Annotated in this window: 12 protein-coding genes and 1 pseudogene; 6 read left to right on the plus strand and 7 right to left on the minus strand. The window is 40.0% G+C overall.

The window, feature by feature from the left end; genetic code table 11:
* Positions 1–36: 36 nt before the first annotated feature.
* The 3 genes from F7734_RS00145 to F7734_RS00155 all read right to left on the minus strand — a co-directional run bounded on the left by F7734_RS00145 (position 37) and on the right by F7734_RS00155 (position 1,358).
* On the minus strand, positions 37–402 hold the full coding sequence (locus tag F7734_RS00145) for a DUF1818 family protein (RefSeq protein ID WP_155742771.1): 366 nt from the start codon (positions 400–402) through the stop codon (positions 37–39).
* Between the two features lie 154 nt (positions 403–556).
* Positions 557–1,075, minus strand: a complete 519-nt coding sequence (locus tag F7734_RS00150; protein ID WP_243146590.1) for a hypothetical protein — start codon at positions 1,073–1,075, stop codon at positions 557–559.
* Between the two features lie 46 nt (positions 1,076–1,121).
* Positions 1,122–1,358, minus strand: a complete 237-nt coding sequence (locus F7734_RS00155; protein WP_026134604.1) for a DNA-directed RNA polymerase subunit omega — start codon at positions 1,356–1,358, stop codon at positions 1,122–1,124.
* 177 nt (positions 1,359–1,535) lie between these two features.
* Here F7734_RS00155 and F7734_RS00160 point away from each other — a divergent pair, with 177 nt between their 5' ends.
* Positions 1,536–1,958 (plus strand): fasciclin domain-containing protein, encoded by a 423-nt coding sequence (locus F7734_RS00160; RefSeq protein WP_155742773.1) that lies wholly within the window; start codon positions 1,536–1,538, stop codon positions 1,956–1,958.
* 70 nt (positions 1,959–2,028) lie between these two features.
* On the opposite strand, the gene F7734_RS00165 is transcribed toward F7734_RS00160, so the two are convergent.
* A complete protein-coding gene (locus tag F7734_RS00165; RefSeq protein WP_155742775.1) occupies positions 2,029–3,489 on the minus strand; it encodes a glycoside hydrolase family 13 protein in 1,461 nt (486 codons plus the stop codon).
* Positions 3,490–3,765: 276 nt separating this feature from the next.
* Here F7734_RS00165 and F7734_RS00170 point away from each other — a divergent pair, with 276 nt between their 5' ends.
* Entirely contained in the window at positions 3,766–4,008 is a 243-nt protein-coding gene (locus F7734_RS00170; RefSeq protein ID WP_207713959.1) for a hypothetical protein, read from the plus strand.
* Positions 4,009–4,208: 200 nt separating this feature from the next.
* Here the strand turns inward: F7734_RS00170 and F7734_RS62935 are convergent, their stop codons facing one another.
* A complete protein-coding gene (locus F7734_RS62935) occupies positions 4,209–9,230 on the minus strand; it encodes a DUF4114 domain-containing protein (RefSeq protein ID WP_243146591.1) in 5,022 nt (1,673 codons plus the stop codon).
* 212 nt (positions 9,231–9,442) lie between these two features.
* On the opposite strand from F7734_RS62935, the gene F7734_RS00190 reads away from it, so the two are divergent.
* Positions 9,443–9,592, plus strand: coding sequence for a hypothetical protein (locus F7734_RS00190; RefSeq protein WP_155742777.1), 150 nt, complete (start codon positions 9,443–9,445; stop codon positions 9,590–9,592).
* Positions 9,593–9,790: 198 nt separating this feature from the next.
* On the opposite strand, the gene F7734_RS00195 is transcribed toward F7734_RS00190, so the two are convergent.
* The gene (locus tag F7734_RS00195) at positions 9,791–10,372 is read right to left on the minus strand and encodes a TetR/AcrR family transcriptional regulator (RefSeq protein WP_155742779.1); all 582 of its coding nucleotides are present in this window, start codon (positions 10,370–10,372) and stop codon (positions 9,791–9,793) included.
* The gene (locus F7734_RS00200) at positions 10,372–11,136 is read right to left on the minus strand and encodes an alpha/beta hydrolase (RefSeq protein ID WP_155742781.1); all 765 of its coding nucleotides are present in this window, start codon (positions 11,134–11,136) and stop codon (positions 10,372–10,374) included. The genes F7734_RS00195 and F7734_RS00200 overlap by 1 nt, the downstream gene beginning before the upstream one ends.
* 600 nt (positions 11,137–11,736) lie before the next feature.
* Here F7734_RS00200 and F7734_RS00205 point away from each other — a divergent pair.
* The 3 genes and pseudogenes from F7734_RS00205 to F7734_RS00215 all read left to right on the plus strand — a co-directional run bounded on the left by F7734_RS00205 (position 11,737) and on the right by F7734_RS00215 (position 14,175).
* Positions 11,737–11,922 carry a hypothetical protein gene (locus tag F7734_RS00205; RefSeq protein WP_155742783.1) on the plus strand — a complete coding sequence of 62 codons (186 nt, stop codon included), beginning with the start codon at positions 11,737–11,739 and terminating at the stop codon, positions 11,920–11,922.
* A 206-nt stretch (positions 11,923–12,128) separates the two neighbouring features.
* Positions 12,129–12,224 (plus strand): annotated as a pseudogene (locus F7734_RS00210) (2-dehydropantoate 2-reductase); the annotation flags it as partial.
* A gap of 589 nt (positions 12,225–12,813) precedes the next feature.
* The gene (locus tag F7734_RS00215; protein WP_155742785.1) at positions 12,814–14,175 is read left to right on the plus strand and encodes a salicylate synthase; all 1,362 of its coding nucleotides are present in this window, start codon (positions 12,814–12,816) and stop codon (positions 14,173–14,175) included.
* The last annotated feature ends 1 nt before the right edge of the window (position 14,176 follow it).

Genomic DNA, 14,176 nt, shown 5'->3' on the forward strand with positions numbered 1-14,176 from the left:
TTTCGTAGATATACTATCCCGATTCTGTTGGTGAGTCTAAAAAACCTGGAGCATTCCAGTTGCTTGCAACAAACCTGGAACTGCGGAAGCATACCATTTGCCTTCTACACCGCGTCCCGTGTTGAGAATAAGACGCAGACTGTAGGCATGAGGATAACCTTCCACTTCCATCCACATGAGATCGCTTTCGGCTTCACAAGCAATCTTTTCCTCATCCATTAATTCAGTCGCAATTTGCTGCATACTGTCTGCTAGCTGAGCGAGTAACCGACAAAAATCATTCAACTCGGCTTCAGTTAATTCAATCGCCCAGTCATCTGTACCTACTAAACCTTTAAATTCGGGTGCGGTTGGATTCCAGCCAATACGCCAACCCAGTCCACTTTTCAGAACGCGTTGCATATTTGCTAATGGCTAATGGCTAATGGCTAATGGCTAATGGCTAATGGCTAATGGCTAATGCTATGGCTAATGGCTAATGGCTAATGCTAATGGCTAATGGCTAATGGCTAATGGTGTTTGAACAATTAGCTATGAGCTATTAGCTATTAGCACACTATTTCAGTAGTTGAGCATCACCAGGTTGGGGCGATCGCGAACGGGTTGGTGCTGATTCTCTCGGTTGTGATGAATTCTCTGGGGTAGCAGTTGGTGTACTTTGGGTGTTGGGGGTGAAAACATTTACCAAAGCTTGTATCAAAGCTTCCCGTTGACGGCGGTTAAGACGTGCGATCGCAGCCTTATCACCATCTAGGGGATTTTGCCGCAAAGTATCATTCCCCGGATACACCCCTTCATACATCACCTCATTAGCTCCCAGGTAGTCTGCCAAAGTCAGCTTCCAATCCAAGCGAAAATTTGGCGCACGTGTTTTCACATAAACGTGATACGCTATCAAGCGGCTAACCAGGGTATTATTTTCTGCTTTTTTTCCAGTCTCTTTACTGGTGTATTGGTTCTCCCGTGGAAAGTCAGGCAATTGTTGGTAAACTAACCGCCAAGCATCACCAGCGCTAACTCTTTGAGCAGACACTGGTTGCAAACCCACGCTTAAACTCAGAAGAATAGCACTCATGAGTGCTATTACCCCAAACCTTTGACAAATCCCAACTGACATCATGTTAAACTTCGCCGATAATTTCTGGTTGAGTCAGTTCATCAGACATCTCAATAATTGCCCGAAGTACGGGTTTCATCATGGCATCATCCGCGCTGTCAAAGTCCTCATACCGCCGACGCTTAGCGCGATTTGCCACTTGAACTGTAATGCGGTAGCGATTTGAAGCAGCACTGATGAGCTCCTCAGCACGGTACATAATCTGAGATTGAGTTGTCTCAAATTTGGAACGCTTTAGCATAATTACTGTTTTTTTGGAAGTCATGTATTTAAGTCTAGCAGTCGCAATTGAAGTTATTAGCGAAACAATGATAGCTAATTTTTTCGCAACTTCCCCCCTTGATAGAGGTTGAGACATTTTTACCGCTATATAAATAATTTGTAACATTACGCTAACAAATTTAAGTTAACGCGTCTTATGGCTAACCTTGTTGAAACTGCTATCAAAGCCGGAAATTTCACTACATTGGTAAAAGCTGTTGAAGCAGCTGGACTGGTTGACACTCTTTCTAGTCCCGGACCTTTTACAGTGTTTGCGCCCACGGATGAGGCATTTGCCAAGTTACCACAAGGAACTTTAGATGAGCTGCTTCAAGATACACACAAGCTCAAGCGGATTTTAGCTTATCATGTTGCCTCAGGTGATGTAAGGTCTGACGACTTGATTCAAATTGACCATGCAGAAACATTGGAAGGGTCAATTGTGGGAATCAATACTACTGACGGTAAAGTCACAGTGAATGACGCCAATGTTGTTAAAACTGATATTCTTACTGATAATGGAGTGATTCACGTTGTTGATACAGTGTTAATTCCTGCATTGGTTGCAACTGAATCATAAGTAAAGTTACCTCACGCAAAGACGCCAAGACGCCAAGATTTTTTCTGCGCCTTTGCGCCTTCGCGTGAGACTAATTACCGAGAATACAGCCGGAACGTGCTGGAAGATTCAAGACGAGTTGCTTGGTTTCGCCTTCGACATTCCACTCAAACTCACCAGTACCATAAAGAAGCTTGTTCGGTTGACTGCTTAAACTGCTGGTATCTACATCGCCTTTTGTTGGCGCAGTCCCTGCATTAACCGCAACAATCAATTCTTCAGTTCCTAAAATCCGCGCAAAAATGTAAAGTTCTCCTTGAGCATAAAGAACTCTGTATTCACCAGTACGCAAGCTGGGATAGGAGTGACGTAGTGCTATGAGTTCGCGATGCGTCTGAAGAATTTCTCTGTCCCAATTTGCTTCTAAAGGAAAGCCACGGCGCGAGTCTGGATCTATAGCCCCAGGTAACCCAACTTCATCACCGTAGTAAATACTGGGCGCACCGGGAAAGGTGAGTAAGAGTAAAGTTGCTAATTCAACGCTTGGTTTATCTCCTCCTGCAATCGTGAGCAATCTTGCTGTATCATGACTGGCTAATAAATTCAATTGAGTGAGTGCAATTTCCCAAGGATAAAGCTGTAGGAGGTGCTGCATTTTTTCACCATACTCTTTGGCAAACAAGGGTGGATGGGGATCGTAAGAACGCCCTTGCACTTGTTCTAAGACGACGCGATCGCCTGCTGTAAATGCAATTGTTGGTCCTGCAAACAAGTAATTCATCACCCCATCAAATTGGGTACCATCTAACCATTCACTCGCATCATGCCAGACTTCACCGACAATATAGGCATCGGGATTGATTGCCTTAACGCGATCGCGGAATTCTTGCCAAAAGCCAGGGGTTTTTACCTCAAATGGCACATCTAAGCGCCAGCCATCCATACCAAATTTTATCCAGTATTCGGCAATTTCCATAATATATTCCCGCACTTCCGGGTTATCATGGTTGAATACTGGCAATGCCCGATTATCTGCCCAACCTTCATAGTTAGCAGGATATTCGCCATTGTAGGGAGAAACAGGCCAATCATGGATTTTGAACCAATCAACCCAAGGGGAATGAGGACCATTTTCCAAAACATCGTGGAAAAAGAAAAATCCACGGCTGGAGTGATTGAACACCCCATCCAATACAACTTTAATATTGCGCTGATGGGCGGCGTCTAACAATTCCTTAAAAGCTGGGTTACCCCCCAACATGGGGTCTACCTGATAATAATCGTGAGTGTGGTAGCGGTGATTGCTTGCAGATTGAAAGATAGGGGTGAAGTAAATGGCATTAATTCCCAGATCCTGTAAGTAATCTAACTGTTCCATAATGCCCCATAGATCTCCCCCCTTGTAACCTTGGAGTGTTGGCATAGCTTCCCAATCTTCCCAACGAGCACTCCGTAACAGTCGTTTGCGGGGTTGTTTGCTTTTTGCAAAGCGATCTGGAAAGATTTGGTAGAAAACAGCGTGTTTAACCCAATCTGGTGTTTGAATCTGCATAGTTACTCTGTATCCCTTCAACGCAATCGTTACAGATCCCCGGTACTTGTGACTCACACTTTTGGTAGAAAGTGTTCGGGGCTAATGGCTAATTGCTAACTGCTAATTGCTAACTGTTAATTGTTGTTTTTCATACCCCATTCCGCACCCTAACTGTCGCACATGAATAAGATGAAGGAAAAATAGTACATAAAAACTAAAAAAAGAGTAGGTAATAATCAAACAATTGAGAATTAATGGCAATAGACTGACTGGAGAATTTAGAGGCACATTCCCGTGCAAAGAGCGAAGAGGAAATGCATCTCTCAAATATCAGCAACAATTACCAAGGATGAAAATAAAATTAATCAAGATTCTCTCAGTGCTGGAAGATTTATCATTGCTATAAATGTTCTAGAGCCAAATCAGCTTGGCAATAGCGCTATGATTTACCATTATAAAGCACAGCAGTCATGCAGTGCGGCTTTTCTCAAAGACCCATCGTTTTTTGCAAATAGTTTTCTGAGAAAAACAGTATAATTTTATTCTTTTTTTAGAGAGTTTCTTCAGTAATTACCGTTTGTGACAGTTGGGGAGCGGAATGAGGGCTATAAACGAAGTGCAAAAATATTGACGAATAGAGTGCTTAGCCAGCAAAGATTTCAGCCAAGCGCGTAAGTTTCTGTACTCTTGCTCATCTGACCCCGATCTTAACGGCTGAAGCCGTATCGGCAGTAGTACTAGGCGATACTGAAATTGACTCGCACGATCGCATCGTTGAAATCATTGTCACCACCATTTGATAAATCCTCAAAACCAAAGATGTTACTCCCTAACAAGCGAATGCGATCCACTTTTTCAGCGTTAGCTCCCAAGAAGGGGAAGTAAACTGCTGAATCGTTATTGGGATTGCTATCAAGTAAAGCATCAGGTCTACCATTAACAATAATAAATGGTGCAAAGATTGAACCGGGCTGGAAAGTTCCTGTGTAAGTTGCAGTACCTTGGTTATTAACTGTTAAGTCAATACCTGCAACACGTCCACGAACTGCGGCTTCAATATAACCAGCCTGTCCCGCGAAAATATCTGCTTTACCATCTGAGTTGGTGTCAATACCACCATTCTCATCAGCTACTTGATAAAAACCGATGCAATTGTTAAAAGCTGCTTCTCTGTTGACTACAAAATCGGCTTTTACCTGATTTGTAACATCTCGCAAATCAATAACTTCTCTTTGTGGCTTGGCTTGCAGATTTGTACCGAGAGGTAATGCATCATTAGTAGGCTGAATTTTAACTACCAGATCCTTGAAGTCAGCAGTGCTATTATCATCTGTATCTTTCCAAGCTAGGGAAAATTCATCAGAACCTAAGTCTGTTATTTTTTGCCTTAAAGGATTAGAAAATAGTAGGTCTGTAAGTGGAGTGACTCCAGCCCGTACAGCATCAGTTGTACTGTTTCTGACTAAATAAAATCTCAAGTTTTCGCCGGAGTTAAATTCCAACAAATGTGTCAAATTGTTGGTATTAAACCCATTGGGGAGATTAGCGAGCGCAGAAAAAATTACTTGAGATCGGTTCAAAGCTGCTTCGGCATAACCTGCTTCTCCTGGAGCAATACCATCAATTTTACCTTGAGCATCGTCAACGGTGAATACTCCGATTTCATTGACCAGTTTAGAAGTTTGTTCGGTGAGTGTAACCTTAAGTTTTGATTTACCAATACTGTTGGTAATGGTAAAAATGTCATCGGCTATTTTTGCAAGTTTGAAAGTAGGTGAGCCGTTTTGCTGGGCAACAGTTAGTAAGAATGTGTCAGTTGCGATTAAACCATCATTATCTGTAGCTCGTACCTCAATTTCTAAACTGCCAACATTGGCATTAGTTGGTGTACCGCTAAAGGTGCGAGTAACAGGATTAAATTTCAGCCAACTAGGTAAATTACTGCCATCTTTTAAAGTTGCAGAGTAAGTAAGACTGTCACCCGCGTCTATATCAATGAAGGTGTTGACATCAAAAGTAAAGCTGAAGGCTGTATCTGCTGGGGTGGATCGATCTGCGATCGCACTATTTAAAGTTGGTGCATTCTTGACTGGTGTGCTTCCTAGTGTGATGCTCTTTAATGAATACGCAGAAGTAGGGATACGATTATCATCAGAAACTAAAGCATAGACATAATACCGATCCAAGTTGATACCTTCTGTATTCCAAACATATTTGCCAGAAGAAGTTGCAGTTTGAGGATTTTCTTCTCCAATTAGAATGCCGTCAAATCCTTGATTATCAGTGTCGTAGTAAAAACTAATCTGGGCATTGGCATCTATTTTAGAAATTTCGTAGTTAATGATGACATTGGAGCTATTTAGCTCTTGCTTTAACTCGGTAATTGCCATCTGCGGGGCTTCTAGTCCACCCAAAGCGGAAAACTCAACTTTGCCTAAACTAGAAGCGTCAGGAAGCTTAATTTTCCAGATACCTGTTTCTGGTTTTTCTACCTGAATAACCTTACGAGTGGAACTGCTCAATTCATTAACTAGGACAATTGTTTGATTATCAACCAGATCGGCTTCAGTGTAAATTCTGCCATTTGGAGCTTGTAGTTCAATGGGAACACTACTAGCTTCGTTTTCCCAATTAACAGCTAATAGCAGCCAAGGGGTATCTGATGCAATAGAAAAGGCATCTTCTTGAGAAAAGTTGAGATTAAGCTGTGTAACAGTAGCATCTAAAGTAATAGTTAAAGTATCATCTTCAGCTTTGAGTTGTGCCAACTGCTGTTCATTTAAAGTTTGATGGCGCACCAAACTGGAAAATATAGCTCCTTCGTCTCCAGGTGCATCAACTAAGTTGACTTGAGCATCTACCCAGTGACCGATTTCCTCTAGCAGAACATCAGTAATGCTGTCTAAATCTGAGGCATGATAAGAAAGGTATTCTTTTGCTAAATAGATGGTGTTATTACTATCAGCAAAGGCAGCATTTGCTCCCCCAATATTAGCAGCAGAGAGTATTTTAATAGCCGGGATGGTGTCGAAGTTACCTAACGCCCAAGCTTGAACTATTTGATTGCCTGTTGTTGTATTCCAACTATCGCCAAATGCCAGGTTCATTGTAGTGCTGAATTCTGGTGATGTAGCAAATTGTTGAAGATAGCTGTAAGTCCTTGGTAAGGCTGATGCTAAGACTTGGGAGAAGACAAATTCATTCAATAAAGAAACTTGATTATTATTGAAATTCCTGTCAAAAGGAATAGAGCCTTCTGCTGCAAACGTTTTTTGCTTATATGATTCAATTTCTTCGGCTCCAATAATGTCGGTCTTCCCATCCAAGGAAACTTGATAGCCTACTGTTATGAAGGATAAGATGCTACCCCACCCGGCAACAATATCATCAGACAAATCATTATTATTGAGAAATTTAACAACAGTACCAGCAGATAAAATTTCTTTTCCACTTAAACCCATTGTTGCAAATATCTCAATATTAGGAATTGTGACTTTACCTTGACCAAATATAGTGAAATCCAAGTTGGAATTACCTGCAAAACCAGCATTTAAATTAATTAAACCATTGAGAACTTTTGCATTAATTTGAGAAGCTAAGGATAGATTATGCCAATTAATATTTAAATTCTTGATATTACCTGAGAGTAATCCGCCAATAAGATTGACATTCCCATCCATGAGGAGCCTATCTTGATTTATAGAGCCATCAAGCGTGAATATACCAACCGAATCGCTAACAAATTGGCGACCAACCCAATTAGGTAAAATTGTACTTATGCTTGATAATCCAATAGGTTTAGCAGCAAATGTGACGCCGCCATTAAAAGTAATACGACCCCGAGCTTGTTGGCTTAAATTAACAACCTTTCCGTTGATTTTTTGGAGAGATATAACTGGTATAACTGGAAGAGGCAGATTGACGGATGATTCTAATTCAGCCGAATTCAACTGCCAACCATTTTGTCCTTTCTGAAAATCAAGAGTTCCTTGTAAACCACTAATTAATCCCCAAGGTAATTGGATATCAGCAGTTCCTATAATCTTATCATTAACAGTATCAATATCAACTAATGCTTGATTTAATCCCCAATTTCCTAAAAATGGTATATTGGCGAGTGATAACGTTCCAACTGCCTCTAAACCGCTATTACTAACTTTAATATATTTGCTACCATTAAAGTCAGCATTAAACTTAGCATCATTTAGAAAAGAGCTATTTCCTGTACCATTCCCCTGAATTGTGAAATATTTTTGCTCCCATCGGAGCTTTAAATTAGAAGCGTCAAACTTAAAAAGATTTTCATATCCAAATTTAAGACTTGGAAGTTTAATTTCTGAAGGCGCAAGCTTACCATCTTGAAAGACTAAGTCGAAGTTGATTGTTTGACCTGGTATTTTCAGTTCGGATTTGGCTTCAATTGTGCCAGTTGTATCAAATTGTTTGTCAACATTGACAGTAATATTTTGCAGCCCCCACTCTGTTCCGAAAATAGGAATTGAAGCAACAGAGATGTTGGCAATCATCGCTAGATTTAAACCGCCTGTTCCTTCTTTCAACGCAATATAGTTATTGCCCGTGAGGTTTAAGTCAGCATTATCAAGAGTAGGAACAGTAAATCTACCTTGAATTGTACCTTCATTTTTTTTAAGGTCTAAAGATAAATTAGCGTTGTTTATTTTAATTTCCAGTAAGTTGGCTGGAATAAGTGTGCCGTTTTCAGGAAGTTTAAGATTTTCACCAGTTAAGCTTACGTCCGTTTTACTGATGATGAGTTTATTATTAGGGTCAACAAAAGTTATAGGAAATTTTTCTAAAGAACCGCTAAGTTCATAAGGTAATAAAACTTCACCTTGAAGTTGAATTCGATCAATTTCCAGAGCAAGTTTATTGAAATTAACGTCTAATCCGGCTAATTTAAACTCTTTTGCTGAGTTGACGGCATTATCAGAGAGTGAATTTGTTTCTGTTTGTGTCCCCTCATCAGGAAAGGTGAACTTGCCACTAAATAATGGGCCGATCACACCACCAATTCTTGAATACACCGTTCCCATCCCAGTAATTCCTAATGAGTCTGGTTGTGCATATCCATCTTCTATCTTCAAAACTGATAAATTATCCCAATACTCATGATATAATTCTGGATATATAAAAACACTATCGCCGTATTCTGTACCAAGAAAAGGGTTTAAAAAAATAAATCCATTTTGCTCAATTTTTATGATTTTACCATCTAAAATTATTTGATATTTATCATCTTCTATTTTTAGTTGCTGTAATTCTTTTTCATCTATAAAATTCCCCCTCACTAACGACGAAAAAATAGCTCCTTCATCACCTGGGGAATCTACCTCACTAAGTTGCGAGTCAACAAAATGACCAATTTCTTCCAATAGTACATTGGCGATCGCATCTACATCTCCCTGATTATTTATAATAAATTCATGTGATAAATAAATCCTATTCGTCGCCGCAGCAAAAGCTCCATTCGCTCCATTGATATCTGCTGCATAGCGAATCTCTATCTCAGGAAAATCACTAAAATCTCCCGCTAACCACGCCATCGCCAAAGAATCAACATTAGCCCCGTCCCCAAAAGCGATCGCCATTTTTTGACCAAAATCCTGCTCACTGGCAAAATTCTGTAAGTAGTCTTGTGCTAAAAACAGAGCTTGTTCTACGGGGGTTAACTGTGTTGGATAGAGGATTACAGATGATTTAACAATTAAATTTTTTCCTGAAATATGTGAATTTTTCATATATATTGATGAGTTTTTATAGATGAGACGGAGAATTGATGCAGATTTTTGGCTGAAACCTACTATCCGAATACTCTACTAACTAGTATAAAGTTTTACAGTTTAACAAGGTCGGAAAAAAGTCGGATTTTTTTAGTAGATTTACGTAAACTTTTTTGCTTAATAAAGCTTATGGTGCGAATATCACAGTTAATTTAGTTCTACGCGGTTAAATGACGGTTGTAGAAGCGATCGCACTAGTCGAGCAATTATTAAAACGGGGACGCTTAACAAAAGTTCAAGAGATTGTCTTCCGTCAGTCATGGTATGGCTGTAAACTCCGATTACAACCCACATTCCTCACCTTTAATACATTCTTTTAAAAGACGCTATGTGCTATAAGTTACATTTATATATTACTCGCTAAATTTAACAGCGTCATCAACGGTATATACGTAAACTCAAATTTTGCACGAATTTAGGGCTTTTGGAACGACAATTTTATCAAAGCTTTATAGTTTGACCTAGTAGCTAAAGAATTCAACTTGAAACTTTACTTTTCGCTGTTAAGTTCGGCGGACTCAACCATTCGAGCAAAACTGTGCTATTGCAATAGCCTTAACTTCTTCGAGGGGAAAGGTTTGCGGATAGGTGGAATACATCAGCATAATCCCCTGAATTGTTGAGGAAAAATAGAGACTTCGCTCTCGCGGATTTGCCACCCCAAGGTTGACGAACATCTGAGTCTGTACCTCGAATTGGCGGATTTGCTCATCCATTAACTTTTGACCGTACTTAGCTACAATTGGATCGAGTCGGGGTTGGGTAAAGAGGTTGAGGTAAAAACGAAAAATCTCTGGTTTATCCTCCAAAGCACCTTCGATAATGTGTCGGATTTGTTCGGCAGGAGTTTCTTTTGCCTTTGCTGCTTCCATCACAATTAATATGTCATTGATTCGCAGATCGACGATTGCTGCAAGCAGTTCCTCTTTACCTTTAAAATAGTGATAGAGCAATCCTTTCGAGATTTGCGCTCGCTTTGCCACATCATCGATAGATGTGGAATGGTAGCCTTTAGAGCAAAACAAATCCATCGTTGCTTCGAGAATTTGCTGCTTTGAAGCGCGACGGATACTTTCATTTTCAGATGGGGTGCGGGGCATTATTTCGACTCACTCAGAAACTCTCTGATAATACTAGAAACCTCTAATGAATGAGTCAGAGTCAACATATGGTCTGCACTTTCAATGCGGGCAAAGCGAATGTCAGGAACTTGTTTGAATAAGTTTGCTATGCCCAAACAATCCTCACTATCTTGGGTACCGATAATAAATAGGGTTTTTACTGCCAGCTCGTTCAATGGGGGAATGGCAGGTAATTCCCCCCAAACTTGCACGTTCTTCCACAGATGCTGCCATTCAAGTCCTCGGAGTATGTTGTGCGTTGTCATCTCTACCATGCGATCGCGTTGCGGACTCGCCATCACCACTTGGTAAATAGGTAACTCCAAATTGAGTTGTGCCATTTTCTCGACATTTGGAGCCATAGATTGAATCTCCTCAAACCTCTGAACTAGGTTGGGTGAAAATTGGTATCCTGTCAACCCAGGAGCAACCAGAACTAGTTTCGATACTCGTTGCGGATATGTAAGAGCGAAATTGGTAGCAATCTGTCCACCAATTGAATGCCCCACCAAAACTGTGTTATCGATGTCAAGAAAATCGAGAAGATTTTTTAAATCTTCTACGTAATCGGGAATTTCATTCGGTGATGGCGATTGTCCGGCACCTCGACCATCGTAGGCTATGCATTTGTAAAATTGAGCCAAGGAAGGAGTCATAAATTCCCAATCGCGCAAATCAGCTCCACCACTGTGAAGGAAGACAATCGGCTCGCCGTTGCCTTGAACAACGTAATGTAAATCCATTTTCTATTCCTCTATCAGTTAACACAGGCGCATTTGACTCTTAACAGAGTCTTTGATGACAGTCTGTTTTTGCTTTTACGTTATTATCGCTACTATTATTCTAATAATGACTGAACGTACAGTCAATAAAAACCGTGAGAAAAAGTTTTTAGAAGCTTGAAAGCCGCTCGGGTGTGCGCTGCACTTAGTCGCAACATCGTTAGTATGCCTTCAAATGCCGCTCAATGCGTAGATCGCGCTTTTTGAGCCGATCTTTAAATGCCTCCCTTTCTTCAAGCCAGCCGTCGGTGGACAATTCCAAAGCTGTTTCTACCTCATGAGGTTAACCCGATATCTAGACGAAAACAGAAATAGGGCTAAAAATGGTTGATTTTCCGTCACTTACAATAACGTTGTGTACAAGAAAGTAACAAATTAACAACCCCAAACAGGATAGGAGTTTTCAGCATGAATTTCCGGATATGCAACAACTGGAATCAACCACTAAGCAGGATTGTACATATTTCGGTACGAGTAAGCACTCAATAATCTTAGATAAGTGTCAATAGTTCAAAAATACTATGGATGTATGTTACAATAGTTAATAAAATTGAGAGAAAAATGGTTAAGCCTAAAAATTTAGTGTATCGCGGATACTCAATAGAAAAAGTCGGTCACGGTAAAAGATCCGTATTTAGGACAATTATTAATGAAAAAGAGTGGTCTGCTATAACTGAATCAGAAGTTAAAGCAGCCATTGATGTTTGGATTGATGAAGGAGTGGAGCCCGAACGAGATAAAACATGAGTTTAAATTTGAGTGTAGTTGCCTGGAAAATGGTCAAATTTATCAACTAGATTTAACAATTTAGCACGATATATACGAAAGAACCGCCAGCCTAACTCTTATGAATGCTTGACACTACCAAGTTTGTTGTAGGCTTCCGAACGAACAATACCTAAGCGCTCCATCAGGTTTAGCAACTCAAGTTTTACTGAGTCATCAATTAAGACAACTTTTTGTTGAAGAGTGATTGTGAATATGTCAGTAAATCTGGTTTGGTTATTGAGTCAAAAGATGGTGATTTCACCCCAGGACAAGTCAACGCGTCTGTAATTCTCAACGCTAGAACAGATGAGTTAATGTCCTGTGTCCACACCCGCCAATTAGTTGAACAGTTGATGTATGACGTTGCAGCCCGGTCTAAAATATATAGATACTCTTGCTCCCCGTATTTGTGCCATAATTTCATTCTCAATGTTCTTGCACTACCAATACTGCAAGGGCTGAGCACATTGTAGTGTTTTCGCATTTTTAGGCTTAACCGACAAGTATTGCTTGCACTACAGCAATACGGCTTTAGCCGACAAGTCTTCGGCTTATCAAATTTCTTCTATTCTTTTAATTTTTCTTTACATACCTGGTTGATTTTTATCCGACTACTTACTTGCTATTGACAATATTTTGCCATCAATATAAATTACGATATAGAAAGCAAGTCTGGCTTTTCACGTTATATAGAAAATTCCAAAAATCTAACTTTCACTCCGCCAAATTCTTGCGTCTCTCTCGTATAGGGAGGAAGATTTAGAAGCATTTCCATTCCAAGGAACAGGAAAAAAAGCAAATGCTTGTAGGCGAAATTTGTGGGAACAGCACTACACTAGCTAAAACATACATCAATCACCAGAAAATATAATGAGCGAAACACAAACGTATGAGTACGAAGAAGTGTTTGTAACAGGGGAAATTCGTCCTATTACTGTGTTGCAAAATTTGCTTCAGTCAGGTGTTATTTCTGACTATATTCTTTATCAAGATCGGGACGAAGTGCGTATTGCTGGCAATATGTTATTTAAGGTATCAGTCAGCTTAGAGGCTGTTTCATTAGAAGATACAGAAAAAAAGCTGTCAGTCCCTATTAGCGATCCATTTAAACAAGTAGAATCCTTATTAGCATCTTTGCCAATTGTAGGTTGGACGGCTTATGGCTATATCGCTTTTGATATAGTTCGCTTCTACTCAAGCTACTCCAAAGCAATTCAGCAACCACTTTTATGTTTTCTTGTACCAGAAACTGAACTTCATATTACTACACAAAGAGTCAAAATTAAAAGCATAAAATCGCTAGATAAAATCAAAAAAATGTTATCAGTGAATAGCCAATTTACAGAGTTTGTTCCAACACCCATATTGATTAATGTTATTGATAACGAGCGGGAATCTTATCAAAGTAAAGTAGATGTTCTCATTCAAGCTATTCAAGCAGGTAAGTTACAAAAAGCCATACTTTCTCGTTCTGTAAAAATAAAAGGAGATCTGGACGTTATTAAAACCTATATAGCCGGAACGAAAGTTAATAACTCTGCCCGTTCATATTGTCTGAATATGGGAGATGTACGTGCTGTAGGCTTTAGTCCCGAAATATTGATGCAAATAGACAATCAAGGATTTGTTATTACCAATCCGTTGGCAGGTACACGGCAACGTGGTGAAAACTTGGAAGACGATGCTCGCCTGTATAGTGAATTATTTACTAATGCTAAAGAGGTTAAGGAACACGCGCTCTCCGTTGCACTTGCTCAACAAGAGATTGCCAAACTTTCCGTACCTGGGACAGTTAAAATATTTGACTTTATGCAGGTCAAGAAATACCGCTATGTACAGCATTTATCATCACGAGTAAGTGGTCAGTTAAAATCTGAGAAAACTTTATGGGATGCCCTGAAGGTTTTATTTCCAGGCATTACTGTGTCCGGTATTGATAAAAGTCAAGCGTTGGAATGGATAGCTCGCTTAGAAGACGAGCCACGAGGTATTTATGCAGGTGCTATTGGTTGGATAAACAGCGCTGGGCTTGTAGATTTAGCGATCGCCATCCGCTCCGTCTATCAGTATGATGACTGGGTTTACCTAAATGCTGGAGCAGGTATAGTAGCAGAATCACTCCCACAATTCGAGTACATGGAGTCTGTTAACAAAATGAACACCATGTTGTGTTGTCTGGTATTGAAGCATGAATCAACCCAAGTCATGAATGACTTAGATGTAACTTTTTGAT

The organism is Scytonema sp. UIC 10036 (assembly GCF_009725235.1).

Coding starts and splice junctions, on each gene's coding strand:
- F7734_RS00160 (WP_155742773.1), top strand. CDS start 1,536: ATGGCTAACCTTGTTGAAACTGCTATCAAAGCCGGAAATTTCACTACA.
- F7734_RS00165 (WP_155742775.1), bottom strand. CDS start 3,489: ATGCAGATTCAAACACCAGATTGGGTTAAACACGCTGTTTTCTACCAA.
- F7734_RS00195 (WP_155742779.1), bottom strand. CDS start 10,372: ATGCCCCGCACCCCATCTGAAAATGAAAGTATCCGTCGCGCTTCAAAG.
- F7734_RS00205 (WP_155742783.1), top strand. CDS start 11,737: ATGGTTAAGCCTAAAAATTTAGTGTATCGCGGATACTCAATAGAAAAA.
- F7734_RS00155 (WP_026134604.1), bottom strand. CDS start 1,358: ATGCTAAAGCGTTCCAAATTTGAGACAACTCAATCTCAGATTATGTAC.
- F7734_RS00150 (WP_243146590.1), bottom strand. CDS start 1,075: ATGAGTGCTATTCTTCTGAGTTTAAGCGTGGGTTTGCAACCAGTGTCT.
- F7734_RS00190 (WP_155742777.1), top strand. CDS start 9,443: ATGACGGTTGTAGAAGCGATCGCACTAGTCGAGCAATTATTAAAACGG.
- F7734_RS00215 (WP_155742785.1), top strand. CDS start 12,814: ATGAGCGAAACACAAACGTATGAGTACGAAGAAGTGTTTGTAACAGGG.
- F7734_RS62935 (WP_243146591.1), bottom strand. CDS start 9,230: ATGAAAAATTCACATATTTCAGGAAAAAATTTAATTGTTAAATCATCT.
- F7734_RS00145 (WP_155742771.1), bottom strand. CDS start 402: ATGCAACGCGTTCTGAAAAGTGGACTGGGTTGGCGTATTGGCTGGAAT.
- F7734_RS00200 (WP_155742781.1), bottom strand. CDS start 11,136: ATGGATTTACATTACGTTGTTCAAGGCAACGGCGAGCCGATTGTCTTC.